General features: G+C 62.8%; 18 protein-coding genes. 8 read left to right on the top strand and 10 right to left on the bottom strand.

What is annotated here, in order from left to right; translation table 11 throughout:
- The first annotated feature begins 271 nt into the window (after positions 1-271).
- Entirely contained in the window at positions 272-1,138 is an 867-nt protein-coding gene (locus tag BGP02_RS18325) for a crotonase/enoyl-CoA hydratase family protein (RefSeq protein WP_286799091.1), read from the top strand.
- Between the two features lie 40 nt (positions 1,139-1,178).
- On the opposite strand, the gene pdeR is transcribed toward BGP02_RS18325, so the two are convergent.
- Positions 1,179-3,182: a cyclic di-GMP phosphodiesterase gene (gene pdeR, locus BGP02_RS18320; protein WP_017232972.1), complete on the bottom strand. Its 2,004-nt coding sequence runs from the start codon at positions 3,180-3,182 to the stop codon at positions 1,179-1,181.
- A 513-nt stretch (positions 3,183-3,695) separates the two neighbouring features.
- Here pdeR and katG point away from each other — a divergent pair.
- Positions 3,696-5,870: a catalase/peroxidase HPI gene (gene katG, locus BGP02_RS18315; RefSeq protein ID WP_017232973.1), complete on the top strand. Its 2,175-nt coding sequence runs from the start codon at positions 3,696-3,698 to the stop codon at positions 5,868-5,870.
- A 48-nt stretch (positions 5,871-5,918) separates the two neighbouring features.
- Here the strand turns inward: katG and BGP02_RS18310 are convergent, their stop codons facing one another.
- Both BGP02_RS18310 and BGP02_RS18305 read right to left on the bottom strand, forming a co-directional pair.
- Entirely contained in the window at positions 5,919-7,103 is a 1,185-nt protein-coding gene (locus tag BGP02_RS18310) for a chromate transporter (protein WP_017232974.1), read from the bottom strand.
- Positions 7,100-8,080 carry a chromate resistance protein ChrB domain-containing protein gene (locus BGP02_RS18305; RefSeq protein ID WP_286798953.1) on the bottom strand — a complete coding sequence of 327 codons (981 nt, stop codon included), beginning with the start codon at positions 8,078-8,080 and terminating at the stop codon, positions 7,100-7,102. The genes BGP02_RS18310 and BGP02_RS18305 overlap by 4 nt, the downstream gene beginning before the upstream one ends.
- A gap of 129 nt (positions 8,081-8,209) precedes the next feature.
- On the opposite strand from BGP02_RS18305, the gene BGP02_RS18300 reads away from it, so the two are divergent.
- A complete protein-coding gene (locus BGP02_RS18300; RefSeq protein ID WP_026131770.1) occupies positions 8,210-9,271 on the top strand; it encodes a DMT family transporter in 1,062 nt (353 codons plus the stop codon).
- 120 nt (positions 9,272-9,391) lie between these two features.
- The gene (locus BGP02_RS18295) at positions 9,392-10,165 is read left to right on the top strand and encodes a hypothetical protein (RefSeq protein ID WP_286799090.1); all 774 of its coding nucleotides are present in this window, start codon (positions 9,392-9,394) and stop codon (positions 10,163-10,165) included.
- 41 nt (positions 10,166-10,206) lie between these two features.
- Here BGP02_RS18295 and BGP02_RS18290 read toward each other — a convergent pair whose 3' ends face one another.
- Together BGP02_RS18290 and BGP02_RS18285 are read right to left on the bottom strand one after the other, a co-directional pair.
- Complete coding sequence (locus tag BGP02_RS18290) at positions 10,207-10,599, bottom strand: hypothetical protein (RefSeq protein WP_286798951.1); 393 nt, start codon at positions 10,597-10,599, stop codon at positions 10,207-10,209.
- A 127-nt stretch (positions 10,600-10,726) separates the two neighbouring features.
- On the bottom strand, positions 10,727-11,710 hold the full coding sequence (locus BGP02_RS18285) for a LacI family DNA-binding transcriptional regulator (RefSeq protein ID WP_353744118.1): 984 nt from the start codon (positions 11,708-11,710) through the stop codon (positions 10,727-10,729).
- 222 nt (positions 11,711-11,932) lie between these two features.
- On the opposite strand from BGP02_RS18285, the gene BGP02_RS18280 reads away from it, so the two are divergent.
- From BGP02_RS18280 to BGP02_RS18265, 4 genes are all read left to right on the top strand, one after another.
- The gene (locus BGP02_RS18280) at positions 11,933-13,354 is read left to right on the top strand and encodes an MFS transporter (protein ID WP_286798948.1); all 1,422 of its coding nucleotides are present in this window, start codon (positions 11,933-11,935) and stop codon (positions 13,352-13,354) included.
- 102 nt (positions 13,355-13,456) lie between these two features.
- Positions 13,457-14,476, top strand: a complete 1,020-nt coding sequence (locus tag BGP02_RS18275; protein ID WP_051060106.1) for an SMP-30/gluconolactonase/LRE family protein — start codon at positions 13,457-13,459, stop codon at positions 14,474-14,476.
- Positions 14,477-14,522: 46 nt separating this feature from the next.
- On the top strand, positions 14,523-15,872 hold the full coding sequence (gene gudD, locus BGP02_RS18270; RefSeq protein WP_286798946.1) for a glucarate dehydratase: 1,350 nt from the start codon (positions 14,523-14,525) through the stop codon (positions 15,870-15,872).
- Positions 15,873-15,945: 73 nt separating this feature from the next.
- Positions 15,946-17,433, top strand: coding sequence for a SulP family inorganic anion transporter (locus tag BGP02_RS18265; protein ID WP_286798945.1), 1,488 nt, complete (start codon positions 15,946-15,948; stop codon positions 17,431-17,433).
- A 30-nt stretch (positions 17,434-17,463) separates the two neighbouring features.
- On the opposite strand, the gene BGP02_RS18260 is transcribed toward BGP02_RS18265, so the two are convergent.
- The 5 genes from BGP02_RS18260 to BGP02_RS18240 form a co-directional block, all read right to left on the bottom strand.
- Complete coding sequence (locus BGP02_RS18260; protein WP_353744117.1) at positions 17,464-17,949, bottom strand: c-type cytochrome; 486 nt, start codon at positions 17,947-17,949, stop codon at positions 17,464-17,466.
- 159 nt (positions 17,950-18,108) lie between these two features.
- On the bottom strand, positions 18,109-18,906 hold the full coding sequence (locus BGP02_RS18255) for a transporter substrate-binding domain-containing protein (protein WP_286798944.1): 798 nt from the start codon (positions 18,904-18,906) through the stop codon (positions 18,109-18,111).
- Positions 18,907-18,949: 43 nt separating this feature from the next.
- Positions 18,950-19,678: an amino acid ABC transporter ATP-binding protein gene (locus BGP02_RS18250; protein WP_017232990.1), complete on the bottom strand. Its 729-nt coding sequence runs from the start codon at positions 19,676-19,678 to the stop codon at positions 18,950-18,952.
- The gene (locus BGP02_RS18245; protein WP_017232991.1) at positions 19,662-20,315 is read right to left on the bottom strand and encodes an amino acid ABC transporter permease; all 654 of its coding nucleotides are present in this window, start codon (positions 20,313-20,315) and stop codon (positions 19,662-19,664) included. The genes BGP02_RS18250 and BGP02_RS18245 overlap by 17 nt, the downstream gene beginning before the upstream one ends.
- The gene (locus tag BGP02_RS18240; RefSeq protein WP_286798943.1) at positions 20,312-21,127 is read right to left on the bottom strand and encodes an amino acid ABC transporter permease; all 816 of its coding nucleotides are present in this window, start codon (positions 21,125-21,127) and stop codon (positions 20,312-20,314) included. Before BGP02_RS18240 ends, BGP02_RS18245 begins: the two co-directional genes overlap by 4 nt.
- Positions 21,128-21,234 lie beyond the last annotated feature (107 nt).

Below are 21,234 nucleotides of genomic sequence, written 5' to 3'. Positions count from 1 at the left end.
ACGTGTGTTGAGCCGGTCGCGCGGGGCGGACGTCAACGCGTGGGGAGCGCTCAATCCGACCGCCCGGCGAGTGTCCCGATTCCGACAGTAGTCCATCCGAGCCTGCGCAACGTGGGCTGACTTTTTTAGATATCGAAAATTTAAAGAATCCGCATTTCTGATAGTTGTGCGCGCGCAAGAATAGCGGTGCCGTGCGGCCACTTCGGCAACGTTTCCGAGTGGCTTGTCGCGACGGCATTCAACCGCAAACCACAGCTACACAGGAAAAAACATGCAACTCCAAAACCACCCGTCATGCAGGCCTTTCTACGAAGCCGGGGACATGTCGCAAATGGCCGCATTTTATGAGGAAGGCCGAAACATCATGTGGATGATGCTCCGTGCCGCCCCCCGCCCGTGTTTCAATCAGGGGCTTCTCACCGAGATCATGCACCTTGCCCGTACGGCGCGGGAATCCGGGCTGCGCATCGATTTTTGGGTCACGGGATCGCTGGTGCCCGAGCTTTTCAACGTTGGCGGAGATCTTAGCTTCTTTGTCGATGCGATCCGCTCCGGCAAGCGTGACATGCTGATGGCGTATGCGCGGTCGTGCATCGATTGCATCTGGGAGATGTACAACGGCTACGGCACCGGTGCGATCTCGATCGCGATGGTCGAGGGCAGCGCGCTCGGCGGCGGACTCGAGGCGGCGCTCGCGCATCACTTCGTGCTTGCGCAGAAAGGCGTGAAGCTCGGTTTTCCGGAGATCGCGTTCAATCTGTTCCCCGGCATGGGCGGATATTCGCTCGTCGCACGCCGAGCCGGCATGCGCGTGGCGGAGGAACTGATCAGTACCGGAGAGTCGCACGTGGCCGAGTGGTTCACGGAAAAGGGGCTTGTCGACCAGCTATTCGAGCCCGGCGACGCGTTCCTCGCGACACGCACGTTTATCGACGTGATCCGGCCTAAGCTGAATGGGATTCGCGCGCTGATCCGCGCGCGTCAACGCGTGCTGCCCCTGGATCGCTCGGAGCTGATGGACATTACCGAGGACTGGGTTCGGTCGACGTTTACGATCGAGACGAAGGATCTCGCCTATATGGAGCGACTGGTGATGTTGCAGAACCGCCGCGTTTCCAAGCTCCGCACGGTATCTTGAGGCACAACGGCGGTAAAGTGATGTAGCGAATCGAGAAGGCTCAGGCGATAAGCCTGAGCTTTCTTTTTTCGATGATCCAAGCCTCGAGATCGTGTGCTGGCATCGGCTTCGCGTAGAGGTAGCCTTGCGCACGTTCGATCCCGGCCTGCCGCAGGAATGCCGCCTGGGCGTCGGTCTCGACCCCTTCCGCCACCACCGAAAACCCCAGCGCCTTGGCCAACGTGAATACTGACGACACGAGCGCCTGGGCATTCGTGTCGCTGTCGACGCTGGTCACGAAACTGCGGTCGAGCTTGATCACATCGAATGGCAGGCGCGCGAGCTGCGCAAGTGACGAATAGCCGGTGCCGAAATCGTCGAGATAAATCCGTGCGCCGAGCTTTCGGAACTGCTCCATCAGACTGAGCACCCGGTCCTCGTCCTCGATGAAGCAGCTCTCGGTCAACTCGACGTCGAGCAGGCCGGGCTTCAGACCGACGCTGTCGCAGATCTCGCCGAAGTGATTTGCGACATTCAGGTCGCTCAATTGACGCGCGGACACATTGATCGAGACGCGCATGTTCAGGCCCTTCGCTTGCCACTGAACGGCCTGTTTCGCTGCCGCTTCCATCACCCAGCGTCCGAGTGATCCGATCAGGCCGAATTCCTCGGCATGGCGAATGAATTCGACAGGCCCCACCAGTCCGCGCTCCGGCGATTGCCAGCGGATCAATGCCTCGACACTTTGTATGTCGCCCGTCGCGATGTCGACGAGCGGCTGATAGTGCAATACGAACTGCTTTTCCTCGAGCGCCTTGCGAAGATTGGTATCGAGCCACATGGCCTTCGCGACCTTCTGGTTCATTTCCTGAGTGAACACCCGATACGTCCGCTTTCCGGCTTCCTTCGCAACGTACATTGCCGTATCGGCGTTGCGGATGAGGGTTTCCATGGTGTCGCCATGTTGCGGATGCAGCGTGATGCCGATCGAGCAACTGGTATAGACCTCCATCACGTCCAGGCGAACCGACGTCTCGAACCGGTCGATGATCGTCTTCGCGGTGTCTTCGAGCATGGCGAGCGTTGCGTGCTCGAACAGCACCAGGAATTCGTCGCCACCGAGACGCGCGAGCGTTGCACATTCGGGCAGGCAGTTCCTGACGATCGCGGACACTTGGGTCAGTAGACGGTCGCCGGTCACATGTCCATAGTGATCGTTGACGTGCTTGAAGTTGTCGAGATCGAGAAACAGGATGCCGACCTGCCGTGGGGTGTCATCCGGGCCGCCAGCTAGCGCGGCGCGGATCATCTCGGTGACGGCATGGCGGTTCGGCAGCCCGGTCAGCACGTCGGTATTCGCAAGCTCGGTCAGGCGCTGCTGTGCGTTGCGCTCCTCGGTGATATCGACGCCCGAGCAAATCAGGAACCGCTCGTCGAGTCCGCTGCCGCTCTGCACGAACTTATTGCGAAACTGATACAGGCGCGGGCCGTTGACCGTATTGATGAAGCGCTCGACAGCGAATGGCTTGTCGTTTTCGAAGAAACCCGTGATGTTCGTGCTCGACTTCTTGCCTTGCTCTTCGGTCATGAACAGATCGAAGGCGCTCCTGCCAATGACGTCTTCCTCGCGTTTGCCCAGTACTTCTTCGGCGAGCCGATTGAAGCGCTGCAGGATGCCGTGCCGGTTGAGGACCACGACGAGCGAATTGACTTCGGAGACGACCTGCTCGGCAAAGGCAAGACCGTGCGCGAGGTCGCGCGCGACGGAGCGAGTATCCGAGTAGGCGGAGGCGGTGCCGGCCCAGGTGGTCGCATCGAGCTTTTTGCCAACCATGTGCAGGCGAAGCGGATGGCCAAACAGGGCGATCTCGAGTTCGAAGGACGAGGTGACGCCAGTCAGGCTGCGAATCGTGGCGGCCTGCGCGGCATCGAGCGCGATGCTGATGTTCGTCAAGCCGCGAACCGCGGAAAGCTCGAGTGCGTTGCTGTCGATGCCCAGGCGCCAGTATGGGCTCTGTGTGCCGAGGTGGACTTCGAGGACTTCACTGTCGTTTTCGTCATGCATGGACGAGACCCGCCTTTAAACCGCATAAGTTAGACGGCGCTCCATGACGGATGCCCATCGACGCGCCTCGCCATACGTTGCGCCATTCGCGGCAAAGCGCGATGCGCATCTGTTCTCGCCGGCTGGCGTCCCGGCTTGCGCCGACCGGGCGGTCGCATGGGGTGCATTGAACGATTACGTGTCGGTCATCTTATCAAAAGATGACTATGGGTTTCAATGTTCATACCTAACCAGTGACGTTCGCGTGCGGTCGGTGCGCTTCCCCCCTCATCGTCGGCAATAAACGGACATTATCGAACCCGAACGCCAATCTGGTGGAAGTCGTATTTCAAACGCGCGTCAGCGAGTACTGCTTTGCTTTACCCATTGTCACGGCCCCACGTGGTGCATGACGCCTTCCCGCAGCCCCCGGAACCGCTGCCGCGCTGACCTTCGCCGAATCTGGTACTTTTTGGTATCTGCGCCCGGATGCAGATCCGATCATCTGATTTCATGCAACGTATGGAGCGAGAAATGGAAAGCAAAAGCGCGAGTGCTTCTGGCAAGTGCCCGGTGATGCATGGCAGTGCCACGTCGGCGGAGATGTCCCACATGGATTGGTGGCCCAAGGCGCTGAACCTTGACATCCTGCATCAGCACGACAGCAAGACCAACCCGATGGGGGCGTCGTTTCACTATCGGGACGCCGTCAAGACGCTCGACGTCGATGCGCTCAAAAAAGACCTCAAGGCCCTGATGACCGACAGTCAGGACTGGTGGCCGGCGGACTGGGGGCACTACGGCGGCCTGATGATCCGCATGGCCTGGCACTCTGCAGGCACCTATCGCATCGCCGACGGGCGAGGCGGCGGCGGCACGGGCAATCAGCGATTCGCGCCGCTCAACTCCTGGCCGGACAATGCCAATCTCGACAAAGCCCGTCGTCTGCTGTGGCCGATCAAGAAGCAGTACGGCAACAAGCTGAGCTGGGCGGACCTGATCATTCTCGCCGGCACGCTGGCTTACGAATCGATGGGGTTGAAGACCTTCGGCTTCGGCTTCGGACGTGAAGATATCTGGCATCCGGAAAAGGATATCTACTGGGGATCCGAAAAGGCGTGGCTCGCGCCCACCGACAACCCGAACAGCCGCTACTCCGGCGAACGTGATCTGGAAAACCCGCTGGCGGCAGTCATGATGGGGTTGATCTATGTGAACCCGGAGGGCGTCGATGGCAAGCCCGATCCGCTGAAGACCGCGCGTGACGTGCGCGAGACCTTCGCGCGCATGGCGATGAACGACGAGGAAACGGTCGCCCTGACCGCTGGGGGCCACACCGTTGGCAAGACGCATGGCAATGGCAACGCGGCCAATCTCGGCCCGGCGCCGGAAGGTGCGGATGTCGACGCGCAGGGGCTGGGCTGGATCAACGCGGTCAGCCGTGGTGTGGGGCGCGACACGGTCACCAGTGGCATCGAAGGGGCCTGGACCACGCACCCGACGACGTGGGACGGCGGCTATTTCGACATGCTTCTCGGCCATGAGTGGGCGTTGCAGAAGTCGCCCGCCGGCGCCTGGCAGTGGGAGCCGGTCGACATCAAGGAAGACGCCATGCCCGTGGATGTCGAAGATCCGTCGATCCGCCGCAAGCCGATCATGACCGACGCCGACATGGCCATGAAGATGGATCCGGCATACCGGAAAATCTCGGAACGGTTCCACCAGGATCAGGCGTATTTCTCGGAAGTCTTCGCTCGCGCATGGTTCAAGCTGACGCACCGCGACATGGGCCCGAAGTCCCGCTACCTCGGCCCGGATGTGCCGAAGGAGGACTTGATCTGGCAAGACCCGGTTCCCGCGGGCCGCAAGGATTACGACGTGGCTGCGGTGAAGGCAAAAATCGTCGCCAGCGGCCTCGGCATCGCCGATCTGGTGGCGACGGCGTGGGACAGCGCGCGCACCTTCCGAGGTTCCGACAAGCGCGGCGGCGCCAACGGCGCACGCATCCGTCTGGCACCGCAGAAGGATTGGGAAGGCAACGAGCCGGTGCGTCTGGCCAGCGTGTTGGCCGTGCTGGAGAAGATCGCGGCCGAGACGGGCGCCAGCGTGGCCGATGTGATCGTGCTGGCCGGTAACGTCGGTGTGGAGCAGGCGGCCAAGGCGGCGGGTGTTCACGTCACCGTGCCTTTTGCACCGGGGCGTGGCGATGCCACGCAAGCGCAAACCGATGTGGCGTCGTTCGACGTCCTGGAGCCTGTGGCGGATGGGTTCCGCAATTGGCTGAAGCAGGCATATGTGGTGAGCCCGGAGGAACTGCTGCTCGATCGCGCCCAGTTGATGCGGCTGACGGCGTGCGAAATGACGGCCTTGATGGGCGGCATGCGCGTACTGGGCACCAACCACGCGGGCACCCGGCATGGCGTGCTTACGAACCGCGTTGGCGCATTGACGAATGATTTCTTCGTCAATCTGACCGACATGGCGAACCTCTGGAAGCCCGCGGGCAACAATCTGTACGAAATCCGCGATCGCAAGTCCGGCGAAGTGAAATGGACGGCCACGCGTGTCGATCTGGTCTTCGGCTCGAACTCGGTGCTGCGGGCCTATGCGGAGGTCTACGCACAGGACGACAATAAAGAGAAGTTTGTGCAGGACTTCGTCGCCGCCTGGACGAAGGTCATGAACGCCGATCGGTTCGACCTGGCGTAATTCCCGATGGGGCGTCCCCCGCAGCCCGGGCACGGCTGCGGGGGGCGTTCAGACACCGTGCGAGCGGATGAGCGGATAAATCAGCACGCCAATGATCGCCGCCGCCAAGACAACCACCGGCTCCGGCAGACGTTTGAAGCGCCATAACAAGGCGATGGTCACGACCGCCATCAGCAGCGTGGGCCAGTCGACGATCGAGCGGCGTGCGATGACAAGGACCGATCCCGTGATCGCGCCTACGGCTGCTGCTGTGATGCCGTCGACGAAGGCCCGTATCGCGGGCAGCTTGCCGTACTTCTTGAAGTACGGCGCCGGCAGCACAGTAAAGAGATAGCAGGGGAGAAACGTGCCGAGCGCGGCAACGCACGCCCCCGTCAATCCAGCCACGAGATAACCGATAAAGCCGACAGTAATGACAACGGGCCCCGGTGTGATCATCGCCACCGCGACGGCGTCGACGAACTGCTTGTCGTTGAGCCAGTGGTGCTCGGTGACCACCCCGCCATATAGAAACGGCACGATGGCGAGTCCCGAGCCGAACACGAAGGCGCCGGCCTTTGTGAAGAACAGACCGAGTTGGCCAAGCAGAGGCCAATCGAGACCGCTGATTACGCCGCTTGCCGGCGGCAACTGCGCCAACGCAACTGCGTTGATGCCGCCTTTGCCCAGCCATTTGGGCGGTGCCTTAACCAGCCAGTTGATGACACCTCCCGCAATGAACAGCCACGCGATCTCCGATTCGGTGACCACCGTGACGGCAGCCAGCGTCAGGTAGATCGCGAGTAAGAGCCGGTGTCTGCCCACCGTCTTTGTGGTGAGCTTGTACGCGCTCATTGCAATGATGCCCACGACGGCCGCGCCGACGCCATAGAAAACCGCCTGCATCCAGGCAAGACCGCCAAAGTGCGCGTAAGCCCATCCGAGCAGAACGACCATCGCAAACGACGGCAGGACGAAGGCGATGCCAGCGAGCGTCGCGCCAACCACACGATAGTGGACGTAGCCAAGATAGATGCCGAGCTGCGCGGCGAGCGGGCCGGGCATCATCTGCGCCAGTGCCAAGCCCTCGCGGTAGTCCGCGTCGGTAATCCAGCCGCGCCGTTCGACAAGATCGCGATGCATGTACCCGACCAGTGCCACGGGACCGCCGAAGCCGAAGGTGCCAAGCCGCAGCATATAAAGCACCATCTGACCCAGCGTGTAGCCTGGTGCGGAGGCGGTTGTCGTGCTCATGGGCGGCTCCTGCTTTCCTTGTGCTTCGTGCTGGCGGCAAAGTGCGCGTAGAGCGCGTCGAGAACCGGCATCATCGCGTCGAGCAACTGATCATCGTCGGGCGCAGCCTCGCGCGTGCCGGCCAACACGGCTTCGAAGCCGCTGGCCTCTGGCACGGACTCGCCGCCGACATCCAGTGAATGAACCAGTTGCCCAAGGCGCAGCAGCGCCGCGTCGTGATCGAGACCGAACGTCGCGAGCAAAACCTCGAAAGTCACCCGGTCGTCGACGTGCGTGAATGCGGCGCCATCGAAATCGAAGCCGAGCGCGTCTGCGGGACACGCCTTGGGCGACTCGAGCCACACGAACCGAGCCTCGAGATCGATAAACCGACCAATCAGCCATGCGCTCGCTACCCGGTCTACCCACAGGCGACGACGTGTCGCCCAGATTCGCCGCTGATAGTCCTCGCGCTTGAGGAGGGCGATGGGCTGGTGGGCCGCGTGCGGCTCACCCGGCGACACGACCGTCTCGACATGAGAAACGAAGTCCCCCCACGCGGCTGCCGCGCGTGCGGCAGCCTCGGTGGGGAAGTAATCGATTGCGGCAACGCTCTCATAGTCCTTTTGCAGCCGCCGTTGCAACCGGGCCAGCTCGGCAGGCGACTGCGCAGACACCGCCTTGCGTGCCTCGGCGAGCGATTGGACGACGTTGTCGTAGTCGTCGGATCGGTCGAACAGCCCGCGGAAGTACGCCTCCTGCGCCGCGTCGAGGCTTGGGGTGCGCAGCAGATGCGCGGTGCCGCCGCTGTCGCTGATGGATTCGGCAAGCTCGCGCAGCATGCCTTCACGCTCGGCGTTGTAGGGCAGCAGATAAACGCCGTCCCGCAGAACGGCACAGCCCCGGGCTTTCAATGCGCGCCAGTACCGCATGCGCGCGGTGGCGTTTTCCGTCGGCAGTGACAGCACTAGCAGCGACCAGGTGGAAATTCGTTTCATGTAGATAACATTACGTAAACGTAACATATTCTACAAGTTTACTTTTCGTATGATCGGCCAGGTTTTGTCCGCCGAGCCGGCTGGGGGCCAGTACACTTCCCCCAATAGACGATGCGAGGTTTGACGACCGTGAAATTCCGATACAGCGCGGTATTCACCGCTTTGGCTGCCGCGGCGCTTTTCGGCGCCGCGACGCCGCTCGCCAAAGCGATGCTCGGCGCCGTCAGTCCATTCATGCTGGCCGGGCTGTTTTATCTGGGGAGCGGCTTGGGGCTGGGTGTCGGGATCGCGTGGCGCGCGTTGAGTGGGCGTGGGCGTCATGCCGGCAGCGACCATCGCATCCAGCGGGGCGAGCTGCCGTGGCTGATCGGCGCGATTGCGATGGGGGGTGTCGCCGGCCCGGCGTTGCTGATGCTGGGGCTGTCGAGCACCCCGGCGGCAACGAGTTCGCTGCTGTTGAACCTCGAGGGCGTGCTGACGGCCGTCATTGCCTGGGTGGTTTTCCGGGAAAACGTGGACCTCCAGGTTTTTCTCGGCATGGTGGCGATCGTCGCGGGCGGCGTGCTTCTCTCATGGCACCCTGGCGGGGTGGGTTTGCCGGTGGGCGCGCTGTTGATCGTCTGTGCGTGTATGTGCTGGGCTATCGACAACAACCTCACGCGCAAGGTCTCGGCAAACGACGCAATGGTGATTGCGTGTCTGAAAGGATTGGCGGCGGGTCCGGTAAATCTTGGCATTGCGTTCGCGGCGGGTGCTTCGCTGCCGTCGCCAGGGACAGTGGCCGCGGCCATGGCGACAGGGCTTGCCGGTTACGGAATCAGTCTCGTGCTGTTCGTGGTCGCGCTGCGCAATCTCGGAACCGCGCGTACTGGTGCTTACTTTTCGGTGGCGCCGCTGTTCGGCGTCATACTTTCTCTGATCATCTGGCCCGCATGGCCTGATCTGACTTTTTCGTTGGCTGCCGGACTCATGGCGGTCGGTATCTGGCTGCATGTGCGTGAGCGGCACGAACATGCGCATACGCACGAGCGGCTCGAGCATACGCATCGCCACCGCCATGACGAACATCATCAGCACGAACACGACTTTCCTTATGCCGGCGATGCGCCGCACACGCACGCGCACGCACATCTACCCATCACGCATTCGCATGCGCATTTTCCCGACATCCATCACCGGCATCGGCACTAGCCGGTGGGGTCGGTCCGAAGTCGGGGCAGCATGCAGCGACACCTCGGGATCGCGCCATGGATGTGGTTGAAGCAGCCGTCCGGCGCGCGGTGCATTCCGGTCCCTTTCATTACATTGACGATGCGCCGAAACGCTCCACAACCTCCCACCCCAAACCACCTCACTTCGTACTTTTGGAGTGGCGACGCCATCCGCAGCCGGGGCGTGAGCGACGTTGTGCTGTCGGGCACTGTCGACGTGCCTGAGCTCCCAACGCGCCTGCTCGCCGATTGGACGCGGGAGTTATCGCTGCGCATGACGCTGGGCGCCGGGGATGTCGATGTGATGCCGCTCGCTCGCGCGCGGGCGCGCTGGCCGAACTATTCGCAATATGTGCAGGCCGCGTCCGATTGGACGAACACGCTTGGCTTGCCCGGGTCGCTCGCGTCGAAGGATGTCGCGCTCATGGCGTGCCGTGGTGCGAGGTATCACCACGACGGAGAACAGTACGGCGGCGCGGCCTTTTGCAATTTGTTCCTGAGCGAAGACAAGGGGCAGGACGTTCATTTCCCCGGATTGGACCTTCGCATTCCTTTGACCCGGGGGACGGTGCTGATATTCGACACCTGCCAGCCGCACGGGGTGATTCAACGCGGCCGCCACGCCTTCGATGCCGACGATTTCCCCGTAGATCAGGATGGCACGCAGGTATTCCTGACCTGGGAGCTTCCGATCGAGGATCCCGATGTCGCACGCGCCCTCCACGTCGCCTTCGACGTCGACCCATCGGGCCCGACGACGGTGAATGACGAGCAAGTGCGGCGCAATGGCGGAAGGGTCGAGGTCTGCCCGCAATCAGGTCACTGGCGTCGCGCGGGCGCATCGGGTCACGCGTTGAACGACGGCGTTCGATGATGCCAACGGCGTGGGCTGCTGCGCGCCAGCACCAGCGCTGACTACAGCGGGACGTCTTCGATCAAGGCCAGTCGAAGTGCGCGAATCCGTCGATCGACGAAATAACCACCGCCTTCCGTGTAGCGCAGATACAGCCGAGCGCACGACGTGCATTCCCACACGCTGCAGCGGTTGTATGGGAAGTAGCGCGGGGCGATCGGCGCATCGTCCGCCCAGTACGTCGTCTTGCCCGGCAGGTATTCGGCAACGGTCGGTTCCGGAGTGTCTTCCGCGAGCAAGGTGCCGATCTCCCGCAATGGCGTTTCGTCGAGGGAAACCGGTTGGGATTGCCAGCCGTCGAGCGGCGTTTTCGTGCACGCACACGGACCGGGCGTCTTGGCTTGCGCGCGTCGTGCAAGATCGATCAGGGTGGCGGTGTCCAGAGGGGCGGGCATGGTGCGTATAGTCGTGTCGATGAGGCGGCAAACGCGCCATCATGCGCGCGTTCGCCTGGGTTCGGCAAGCTGTCAGCCGTTCATCATTCGGTCACGCGGGTCCCGGCGACCGTCGACGACACGACCCTCACGTGCTCTCTCGATCGATGATCGTGAACCCTGTATCGACACGCAGCGTTTCGTTGAAGCGCGGGTTCCCATCCAGTCGCTGCAGCAGGGCCTCGGCGGCAAGGCGTCCGATCATCGCCCCGTCGATGCGGACCGTCGACAAGGACGGATGGACGTGGGCGGCGGTGCTCAGATCGCCGAAACCCATCACCGCCACTTGCTGAGGAACGCCAATGCCGCGACTCGCCGCCTCGGCGAGAATGCCCTGCGCCAGCATGTCGGTGCTGCAAACAATCACGTCCGGCAATCCTTTGTCGAGCAAGCGTACAAAGCCTTCGCGCCCCGCTTGCAGTGTTGCCGGCGCGGGCAGGACTTCCAACGGCACATCGTCCATTCCGTGCGCCTTCAATGCCTCCACGATACTGATACTGCGGCGCATTCCGCGCGGATCGTCGGCTGACATCAGGGCGAACCGCCGGTACGATTTCTTCAGCAGATGGTCGACCACCGCGCGGCCGACGGCTTCGTGCGAGAAACCGACCAGCATGTCGATGGGGTCGTCGGCCAGGTCCCACACTTCCACGATCGGCACGTTCGTCTTGAGCAATCGCTCGCGTGTGACGCGGGAGTGGTCTGTGCCGGTCAGGACGATCGCATCCGGTCGACGGCCGAGCAAGGTGTGCACGAGTTGCTCTTCCCGTTCGCGACGGTAGTCCGTTAGCCCCAGCAGCGTTTCATAGCCCGACGCGGCCAGCGTCGACATCATCGTCTGCACCAGTTCCGTGAAGATCGATGTCGCAATCGTCGGCAACAGCAACGCCACGAGGTGGCTCCGGTTCGTGGCAAGCGCGCCCGCCAGCAGGTTGGGCACGTAGCCGGTCACGCGAACGGCGTCGAGCACCCGTTGCCGCGTTGCTTCGCGTACGAGTTCCGGTCGCTTCAGCGTGCGTGACACCGTCATCGCCGTAACGCCGGCAAGGCGTGCAACGTCTTCCAACGTCACGTTGTCGTTCGTCTGAGGCGGCCGACTGGCGGACGGCCTGTAGTGCTCTTCCATCGCGGCTCCCTGTGTTCATCCATTCTATCGATAAGAGAACGCGATTAGAGAGCCCAATGACATACGACGTCGTATGTATTAATCCCGGGAAAACCCGGATTTTCGGACTGTTTGCGCTAACATATGCTTCCAACACATAAGACATCACACAACATTTCGGAGACGATGATGGAAAATGGCGTAACGCGGGCAGCCTTGGCTCGGGATGAGGCGCTTGGCACGGCGGCCGCGACGGCAGGCGGCGTCGATGGCCGTTATGCGGGGCAAAGCAAGGCGCGCTACCTGGTCGTTTTCATGCTTTTCCTGATCACGACGGTCAACTACGCCGATCGCGGAACGCTCTCTATTACGGGCACGGCCATACAGCACCAACTGGGTATTTCGCCGGTCGCGATGGGCTACCTGTTCTCGTCGTTCGCATGGGCCTATGTCGCCGCGCAGATTCCCGGTGGCTGGCTGCTCGATCGCTTCGGCACCAAGCGGGTCTATGCCTGCAGTATCTTCTTTTGGTCACTGGTGACGGCGCTGCAGGGTCTGGTCGCGGGCTTGCCGGTGGCGATAGCGGTCATCACGCTGTTCGCGTTGCGCTTTCTCGTGGGGGCGGCCGAGGCGCCGGCATTCCCGGGCAATTCGCGCATGACCGCCACGTGGTTCCCGACGGCCGAGCGGGGCACGGCGTCGGCCATCTTCAATTCGTCGCAGTATTTTGCCGCCGTGCTGTTCACGCCGCTCATGGGCTGGATCACGCATGCGTACGGTTGGCAGTACGTGTTCTATGTGATGGGCGCGCTGGGCATCGTGCTCACCGGCGTCTGGCTGAAGACCATCTATGCGCCGCGCCAACATCCGCTCGCGAACGACGCGGAAGTCCGCTTCATTGCCGATCACGGTGCGATGATCGACCTCGAAGACAAACAAGTCGCCGCGCAGCGTCGCGTCGCGACGGCGGGTTCGAACGACGGAATGCAGGGGCGCAAGATTTTCAGGCAACTGCTCAAGAGCCGCATGATGCTTGGCGTGTTCATCGCGCAATACTGCATCACGACGCTCACCTATTTCTTCCTGACGTGGTTCCCGATCTACCTCGTGCAGGAGCGCCATATGTCGATCCTGAAGGCGGGCTTCGTGTCGTCGATCCCGGCGATTGCCGGCTTCCTCGGCGGCTTGCTCGGCGGCGTGGTGTCGGACCGGATGATGAAGCATGGCTTCTCGACGTCGACCGCGCGCAAGGTGCCCATCGTCGTCGGGCTGCTGCTGTCGACCTGCATGATCGCCTGCAACTATGTGGACAACCAATGGGTCGTGGTCGGCATCATGGCGGCGGCGTTCTTCGGCAAGGGCATCGGCGCGCTGGGCTGGGCCGTTGTGTCGGATACGGCGCCGAAGCAAGCAAGCGGGCTGTGCGCGGGCCTCTTCAATACGTTCGGTAACACGGCAGGTATCACGACGCCGATCGTGATCGGATATCTCGTGCAAGACACGGGTTCGTTCGCGGCGGCACTGGTCTTCGTGAGCGCCAATGCGCTGATTGCGATCGTGTGCTACCTGTTCGTCGTGGGCAAGATCGAGCGCTTCGAGCTGGCGGCGTAACGCATACCTGGCTACCGGTCCCATCGCAAGGAGATTCGATTGAATACCGCCCGCGGATTGCACGAGCAAGGTTCGCCCCTCGAGGCCGCATCGTCGAGCGCCATGGCGACGGCGGATGCCTTCGCCGGTGCGCAGCCGCTCGGCGGGTCGCCCGATGCCCATCGGGTGGCATTCCAGCCGAGCACGCGCTACCCGGACGTCGCCATCGAAATTCTCGATCCGAGCTTCGCGAAATACCGGCTCTACAGCAGCGCGGTCGAGCAGTTGGGGACCGGAATGCGCTGGGCCGAAGGCCCCGTGTACTTCCCCGCGGCACGCTACCTCGTCTTGAGCGACATTCCCAACAATCGCATGATGCGCTATGACGAAGTGACGGGGCATTGGGGTGTCTTTCGCCAGCCGTCGAATCAGAGCAACGGGAACACCCGAGACCGGCAAGGGCGACTCGTCACGTGCGAGCATCTCACGCGGCGCGTCACGCGCACGGAGCACAGCGGCAAGATCACGGTGCTCGCGAACGGCTATCAGGGCAAGCGCCTGAACTCGCCGAACGATGTCGTCTGCCAGTCGAACGGCGCCCTCTGGTTTACCGATCCGCCCTTCGGCATCGCCGGGCATTGGGAAGGCGAGAAGGCGACGCCCGAGCTGCCGCCATCGGTCTATCGTCTTTCGCCGGACGGTGAGTTGCAGGCGATGATCACCGACCTCGCCGGGCCGAACGGCCTGGCGTTCTCACCAGACGAGTCAAAGCTCTATGTGATCGATAGCCGGGCCACGCCGAGCCGCGTGCTGTGGCAATACGATGTCGGCGCAAACGGCGTCACACTGTCGAACAAGTCGAAGCTTTTCGATGCCAACGGCGCCGGGGCGCTCGACGGCTTCGCGGTCGATACGGATGGCAACCTGTGGTGCGGCTGGGGCGCTGACGGACGCGCCGGTGTCAGTTCCGCCGACCTCGACGGGGTGAAGGTCTTCAACGCGAACGGCCAGCCGATCGGTTTTATCCGATTGCCGGAACGCTGCGCGAACTTGACGTTCGGCGGCCCGAAGAACAACCGGCTGTATATGGCAAGTTCGCATTCGCTTTATTCGCTTTACGTGGAAGCCGAGGGCGCCGTCTGATCGTCACGACGCTCGCCTGTTTCCCTCAACTACTGGTACTTCGTTTATGTCCACGACTCTCACTCGCGTCAACGCCACGCCTACCGTCACCGAACTGCGCGTCATTCCCGTCGCCGGGCGCGACAGCATGCTGATGAATCTTTCGGGCGCACACGGCCCGTTCTTCACGCGCAATATCGTGATCCTGACCGACAGCGCGGGGAACACGGGGGTAGGCGAAGTGCCGGGCGGCGAGACCATTCGCAAGACGATCGACGATGCGCGTGCCTACGTCGTCGGGCAATCGGTCGGCAATCTGCAAGCGATTCTGAATCGCGTGCGGACCGCGTTCGCCGATCGCGACGCGGGCGGTCGCGGTCTGCAGACCTTCGACCTGCGCACCACGATCCACGCCGTCACGGCGCTCGAAGCGGCGCTGCTCGACCTGCTCGGCCAGCACCTTGGCGTGCCGGTCGCCGCCTTGCTCGGCGAAGGCCAGCAACGCGACGAGGTGGAGATGCTCGGCTACCTGTTCTACGTCGGCGATCGTAACAAGACCAATCTACCGTATGCCTCGGGCGCGCAAGGGCGCGACGATTGGGAGCGTCTGCGCACGGAAGTCGCACTGACGCCGGAAGCGGTCGTGCGTCTGGCGCAAGCCGCGAAGGCGCGTTATGGCTTCAACGATTTCAAGCTCAAGGGTGGCGTGCTCTCAGGCGACGCGGAAATGGAAGCGGCCACCGCGCTTGCGGAGTGCTTCCCGGAAGCACGCGTGACGCTCGACCCGAACGGCGCCTGGTCGCTTGCCGAAGCGATCCGCCTGTGCCGTGACAAGCACGACGTTCTTGCCTACGCGGAAGACCCGTGCGGCGCGGAGAATGGCTATTCTGGCCGCGAAGTGATGGCCGAGTTCCGTCGTGCGACCGGACTGCCGACCGCGACCAACATGATCGCGACCGACTGGCGTCAGATGGGCCACGCGATTCAACTGCAATCCGTCGACATTCCGCTGGCCGACCCCCATTTCTGGACGATGCAGGGCTCGGTGCGTGTTGCGCAGATGTGCAACGACTGGGGCCTCACGTGGGGCTCGCACTCGAACAATCACTTCGACGTGTCGCTGGCCATGTTCACGCACGTTGCCGCCGCCGCGCCCGGCAAGATCACCGCGATCGACACGCACTGGATCTGGCAGGACGGCCAGCGCCTCACGCGCGATCCGTTGCAGATCGTCGGTGGCAAAGTGAAAGTGCCGGAAGTGCCGGGCCTCGGCGTAGAACTCGATATGGACGAAGTCGAGAAGGCGCACGCGCTGTATCAGCAGCATGGCCTCGGTGCGCGCGACGACGGGGTCGCGATGCAGTACCTGATTCCGAACTGGACGTTCGACAACAAGCGTCCGTGCCTCGTGCGCTGAGGCACTTCGCTCGAGCATCGGTGGAAAACATCGGAGGCTGGTAAAATGCGCGTCCCATGCGGAACGTTATTTTATGAAGTCTCAAACACTTCGGGAGCAGTGGCTCCCGAATCTCCCCGGCAACGTGCTTGCCGGTCTGACCACGGCGTTCGCGCTAGTGCCCGAGTGCATCGCCTTCGCGCTGGTCGCTCAAGTCAATCCGCTCATGGGCCTCTACGGGGCCTTCATCGTCTGCGCGCTCACCGCCATCTTCGGCGGTCGTCCCGGCATGATCTCGGGGGCGGCCGGATCGATGGCGGTGGTCATCGTCGCACTGGTCATCCAGCACGGCGTGCAATATCTGCTGGCGACCGTCGTTCTGGGCGGCGTGCTCATGATGCTCTTCGGCCTGTTGCGTCTCGGCAAGCTGATTCGCATGGTGCCGCACCCGGTGATGATCGGTTTCGTGAATGGGCTCGCGATTGTCATCGCCATGGCGCAGCTGGCACATTTCAAGCGAGCCACGCCGCACGGCGACGTCTGGCTGCAAGGCACACCGCTGGCAATCATGTGCGCGCTGGTTGCGCTCACGATGCTGATCGTCTATGGGCTGCCACGCCTCACGAAGGCCGTGCCGCCCGCGCTCGTCGCCATCGTTGGCGTCGGGCTCTTCAGCCAAGGACTGCACCTGCCCACGCGTACGCTCGGCGACATGGCGCACATTGCCGGGGCACTCCCGTCGCTCCATCTGCCGCAAGTGCCTTTCGATCTGGAGACGTTGCGGGTCGTCTTCCCGTACGCATCGCTCATGGCGATGGTCGGTTTGCTGGAGACGCTGCTCACCTTCAATCTCACCGACGAGATCACGCAAACGCGCGGCCGTCCGAATCGAGAATGCCTCGCGCTTGGCGCGTCGAATGTCGTATCTGGAATGTTCGGGGGCATGGGCGGTTGCGCCATGATCGGCCAGACCATGATTAACCTGAGTTCGGGCGGACGCAGCCGCGTTTCGGGGGCGACGGCTGGCATCATGATCCTGCTGTTCGTGCTTTGCCTGTCACCGCTCATCGAGCGCATTCCGCTGGCGGCGCTCGTCGGTGTGATGTTTGTCGTCGCCCAGCAGACGTTCGCCTGGGGCTCACTTCGCGTACTCGGCAAAGTGCCTCGAAACGACGCCCTCGTGATCGTCGCGGTGACGGTCATCACCGTGTTCACGGATCTGGCCGTCGCGGTGATGTGTGGCATTGTTATCGCCGCACTCAACTTCGCCTGGCAGCATGCCCGCGACATTCGTGCCGACGTGCAAGAGAACGGCGACGACGCCCGTACCTATGTGCTTCATGGCACGCTGTTCTTTGCGTCGACCGCCAATTTCCAGGACCTGTTCCAGCCGTTGTCCGATGTCCGCCGGATCGTTGTGGATTGCCGGTCTCTGCACGTGGCGGATCACTCGGCCATCGTGGCGTTCGAGACGCTCAGGGAGCGTTATCGGACGTCGGGTCGAAACGTGCGCTTCGTCAACCTTTCGTCGCGCAATCAACGCCTGCTGGAACGAGCCGGTGTGAGCCTCGTCGAGGCCTGAGGCACGCTTGCGGGCGATGGCCGTCGCGCGTTACTTGAACGTGTGCAGGTAGGCCAGCAAGTCGGCCACCTTGCGCTCGTTTCCGATGCCCCAGAAGCGCATCTTCGTTCCCGGCACGGTTTTGCCCGGATTGGCAATGAAGGTGGCGAGTGTCTTGTCATCCCACACAATGCCGGACTGCTTCATCGCCGTTGAGTAATCGTAGTCCGGCAGGCTGCCCGCGCGGCGGTTGACGACGCGGTTGAGTTGCGGGCCGAAGCCCGACGTCGCCATGGGCCCGACCGCATGGCACGACGCACAGCGTGCCGCGAACATTGCCTTGCCGGCTTCCACGTCGCCAGCGGCCATGGCGGGCGACGCGAGCGCGCTCAGCGCGCCGAGCAGCGCGAGCGTTGGCGCAACCCGGCGTCGGCGGGCGACAAGCGGGAGTGGCGGGAATGGCGGGAATGGCGGGAGTGGCGCGAGTCGTACGACACGCGGGACAGCGAAGATCGGGAAAGCGGAGCGGGCAGTCATCGGAGGGCGTGCAGCCGGGGAACGGGTCGAAGGCAATCCGCTAACTTACCGCGTTCCCTCCGGCGCGACCAGCGATTCCCGTGCGAAGGCGGTGCGACATCGTGTCGCGGCCGTCGACGCCAGAGCATCGACGGCCATTCGCCGCAGGCGGCAGCGGTCTTACGCCGCGCCCTTGATCACGCTCTCCGGCAGATCGCGACCGTGGTACTTCTTGTAGATCGCGTTGAGCTTGCCGTTCTTCAGATTGGTCTTCACCCAATGGTTGATCCAATCCTTGAGCGCCGGCTGATTCTTGTTGAGCGCGATGCCCAGATTGAATTCCGTCTGCGCAAACTTCAGTTCGAGGTTCTTCTCCGGGGCGCGCTTTTGCATCTCGCCGAGATTCGACGGCGTGCTCGAGAAGATGTCGACCTGACCGGTCACCATCGACGTGATGAGTGTCGCGTCGTCTTCGTAGCGCACGATCTGCGCACCCTTGGCGTTCTGCGTGGTGAGCGTGTCGTTGACGGTCGCGCGCGTGAGACCGATGCGCTTGCCGTTCAGGTCGTCATAGCCCTTGATGAACATGCTCTTGGGGCCGCCGACGATGATCGAGATGACCGCGTACGGCATCGAAAAATCGATCACCTTCTCACGCTCCGGCGAGATCGCGAGATCGGCCACCACGATATCGGCGCGGTTCGACTGCAGCGTGGGGATGCGTGCGGCGTTCGTCACGGACACAATGTCGAGCTTCACCCCCAGATCCTGTGCCAGCAGCTTGGCCGTTTCGACGTCCGAGCCCACCGGTTGCAGGTTCGCGTCGGCATACGAGTACAGCGGCGTGCCCATGGCGATGGCGACGCGGATCTTGCCTGCCTTCTTGATGTCGTCGAGCTGGTCGGCGAGGGCAGCATGCGCCACGGCGCCGAGCAGAGCGGCGGCGCAAGCTTGGGTGAGGAACGTCTTGAGTTTCATGCGGGTGTCTCCTTGGAATAATGGATTGTCTTGCGTGGCCGGACTACAGGCCGTTGGCGAGGAATGCACGCAGTTCGGGCGTTTGCGGGTTGTCGAGCATGTCGCCCGGACCGACTTCCCACACCTTGCCCTGATGCATGTAGATGATCTGGTCGGCGACGCGCTTGGCGAATGCCATTTCGTGCGTGACGAGCACCATCGTCATGCCGTTCGCCGCGAGGTCTTCCATGACGCGCAGCACCTCGCCCGTAAGCTGCGGGTCGAGCGCCGACGTCACTTCGTCGAACAGCATGACCTTCGGCGACATGGCGAGCGAGCGCGCAATGGCCACGCGCTGCTGCTGGCCGCCCGAGAGTTGCTCGGGATAGCTCTCGGCCTTGTCCGACAGTCCCACCTGATCGAGCACGCGCTTGGCCACGTCTTGCGCTTCGCTGCGCGCCATGCGCTTGACGTGCCGCAGCGCGAGCATGATGTTCTCGCGCACGTTCAGGTGTGGGAACAGGTTGTAGCTCTGGAAGACGATGCCGACTTCGCGGCGCAATTGATGCAGGTCGATGTGCGGATCTTCCACGCGAATGCCGCACACTTCGATGGAGCCTTCGTCGATGGTCTCCAGACGATCGATGCAGCGCAGGGCCGTACTCTTGCCCGAGCCGCTGGCGCCGATGACCGCCACCATCTGGCCGCGTTCAACTTCGAATGACACGCCCTTGAGCACCGGGTTGTCGCCAAAGCGCTTGTGAATCTGGTTGACCTTAACGATTGCCGACATTGAGCTTGTCCTCCAGTGATGCGCTCCAGCGCGAGAGCGGGTAGCACAGCACGAAATAAAACACCCCGACCAACGAGAACACGAGGAAGGGTTGGAAAATCGAGTTGTTGATGATCTGTCCGGCGCGCGTCAGCTCCACGAAGCCGATCACCGACGCGAGCGACGTCATCTTGATGATCTGCACCAGGAAGCCGATGGTCGGTGGCAGCGACAGGCGCACCGCCTGCGGAATGATGACCAGACGCAGCGTCTGCCAGCGCGAGAGCGACAGGCACTCCGCGGCCTCCCACTGCGCCCGCGGCATCGCTTCGACGCAGCCGCGCCAGATGTCGCCCAGGTAGGCGCTGGTGTACACCATCAATGCCAGCGCGGCCGCCACGATGGCGGGTAACTCGAAGCCATACACCGACAGGCCGAAGTAGACGATGAACAGCAGGATCAGCAGCGGAATGCCCTGAATTGCCTCGATGAACACTTGCGCAGGCAAGCGCAGCCATCGGCGCGGCGAGATGCGTCCGAGCATCACGACAAAGCCGCCCGCGCTGCCGAGGACGAATGCGATGAGCGAGAGCACGAGTGTCCAGCCGATGGACTGCACCAGATAGTTGAAATAGGTCCAGGAAAAATTGCCCATCATGAGGCGCTCCGTTGCGCGGCGTTGGTACCGGATGTGCCTGAAGCGCCCGGCGTGCCGGCGTTGCCCGGGGCGTTCAGGCCGGCGGCGCGCGACGCGGCCGCCCGACGGCGTGCGGCCTGAGCGGTCTGCGCGGCGGCGCGTCGCACGATGCGGCGGCGCTTGAAGAAGTACTCGCCGGCGGCCCACGCCACGAGCTTGACCAGCAGCGAGAGGCACAGATAGAGGGCGGCCACGACGATATAGGTTTCGAGCGAGCGGAACGTGTCCGACTGCACGGTATTCGCCACGGCCGTCAGTTCCTCGGCGGAAATCTGCGACGCCATGGCCGAGGCCTGCATCATCAAAATGAACTGGGTGGTGAGCGCCGGATAGACCTTTTCGATGGACGGTTGCAGCATGACGTGCCACGCGATGCGCCATTTCGGCAGCCCCAGGCACTCGGCGGCCTCGATCTGACCGCGCGGCACCGATTCGAGCCCCGCGCGAATGATCTCCGCCGCGTACGCGCCGATGTTGATCACCATCGCAATGACCGACGCGGCGAACGTCGGCATGTGCACGCCTACGCTGGCCAGGCCGAAATACAGTAGAAAGATCTGGACGAGGAACGGTGTGTTGCGCACCGCTTCGATATAAATGCCGCACAGGCGGGAGAGCCAGCGGTGGCGGCTGCGCTTGGCAAAGGCCACGAGCGTACCGACGACGGTGCCGAGGACAACCGACATCACCGTCATCTTCAGCGTGAGCCACGCGCCATCCAGGAATACTGGCCAGTAGGGGAGCAGTGGGGCGAAATTCAACGAGAAATGCATGGCAAGCGCCTGTCTCCGGTGACGTTCGGGGCCGACGCGCCAGGCAGTCCATTGCGGTCACGGCACCCGCAATCACTGTGGTGGGTCTTTCTTGTACGTCGTCATAT

The organism is Pandoraea sp. 64-18 (assembly GCF_001899225.1).
GTDB classification, from domain to species: Bacteria; Pseudomonadota; Gammaproteobacteria; order Burkholderiales; family Burkholderiaceae; genus Pandoraea; species Pandoraea cepalis.
The sequence above is the reverse complement of the archived record's forward strand: the minus strand, read 5'-3'. Positions and strand labels throughout refer to the sequence as shown.

Excerpts from the sequence above, each read along its gene's own strand:
- BGP02_RS18325 (WP_286799091.1), top strand. The coding sequence starts at position 272 with ATGCAACTCCAAAACCACCCGTCATGCAGGCCTTTCTACGAAGCCGGG.
- pdeR (WP_017232972.1), bottom strand. The coding sequence starts at position 3,182 with ATGCATGACGAAAACGACAGTGAAGTCCTCGAAGTCCACCTCGGCACA.
- katG (WP_017232973.1), top strand. The coding sequence starts at position 3,696 with ATGGAAAGCAAAAGCGCGAGTGCTTCTGGCAAGTGCCCGGTGATGCAT.
- BGP02_RS18310 (WP_017232974.1), bottom strand. The coding sequence starts at position 7,103 with ATGAGCACGACAACCGCCTCCGCACCAGGCTACACGCTGGGTCAGATG.
- BGP02_RS18305 (WP_286798953.1), bottom strand. The coding sequence starts at position 8,080 with ATGAAACGAATTTCCACCTGGTCGCTGCTAGTGCTGTCACTGCCGACG.
- BGP02_RS18295 (WP_286799090.1), top strand. The coding sequence starts at position 9,392 with ATGCGCCGAAACGCTCCACAACCTCCCACCCCAAACCACCTCACTTCG.
- BGP02_RS18290 (WP_286798951.1), bottom strand. The coding sequence starts at position 10,599 with ATGCCCGCCCCTCTGGACACCGCCACCCTGATCGATCTTGCACGACGC.
- BGP02_RS18280 (WP_286798948.1), top strand. The coding sequence starts at position 11,933 with ATGGAAAATGGCGTAACGCGGGCAGCCTTGGCTCGGGATGAGGCGCTT.
- BGP02_RS18275 (WP_051060106.1), top strand. The coding sequence starts at position 13,457 with ATGGCGACGGCGGATGCCTTCGCCGGTGCGCAGCCGCTCGGCGGGTCG.
- gudD (WP_286798946.1), top strand. The coding sequence starts at position 14,523 with ATGTCCACGACTCTCACTCGCGTCAACGCCACGCCTACCGTCACCGAA.
- BGP02_RS18265 (WP_286798945.1), top strand. The coding sequence starts at position 15,946 with ATGAAGTCTCAAACACTTCGGGAGCAGTGGCTCCCGAATCTCCCCGGC.
- BGP02_RS18260 (WP_353744117.1), bottom strand. The coding sequence starts at position 17,949 with ATGACTGCCCGCTCCGCTTTCCCGATCTTCGCTGTCCCGCGTGTCGTA.
- BGP02_RS18255 (WP_286798944.1), bottom strand. The coding sequence starts at position 18,906 with ATGAAACTCAAGACGTTCCTCACCCAAGCTTGCGCCGCCGCTCTGCTC.
- BGP02_RS18250 (WP_017232990.1), bottom strand. The coding sequence starts at position 19,678 with ATGTCGGCAATCGTTAAGGTCAACCAGATTCACAAGCGCTTTGGCGAC.
- BGP02_RS18245 (WP_017232991.1), bottom strand. The coding sequence starts at position 20,315 with ATGATGGGCAATTTTTCCTGGACCTATTTCAACTATCTGGTGCAGTCC.
- BGP02_RS18240 (WP_286798943.1), bottom strand. The coding sequence starts at position 21,127 with ATGCATTTCTCGTTGAATTTCGCCCCACTGCTCCCCTACTGGCCAGTA.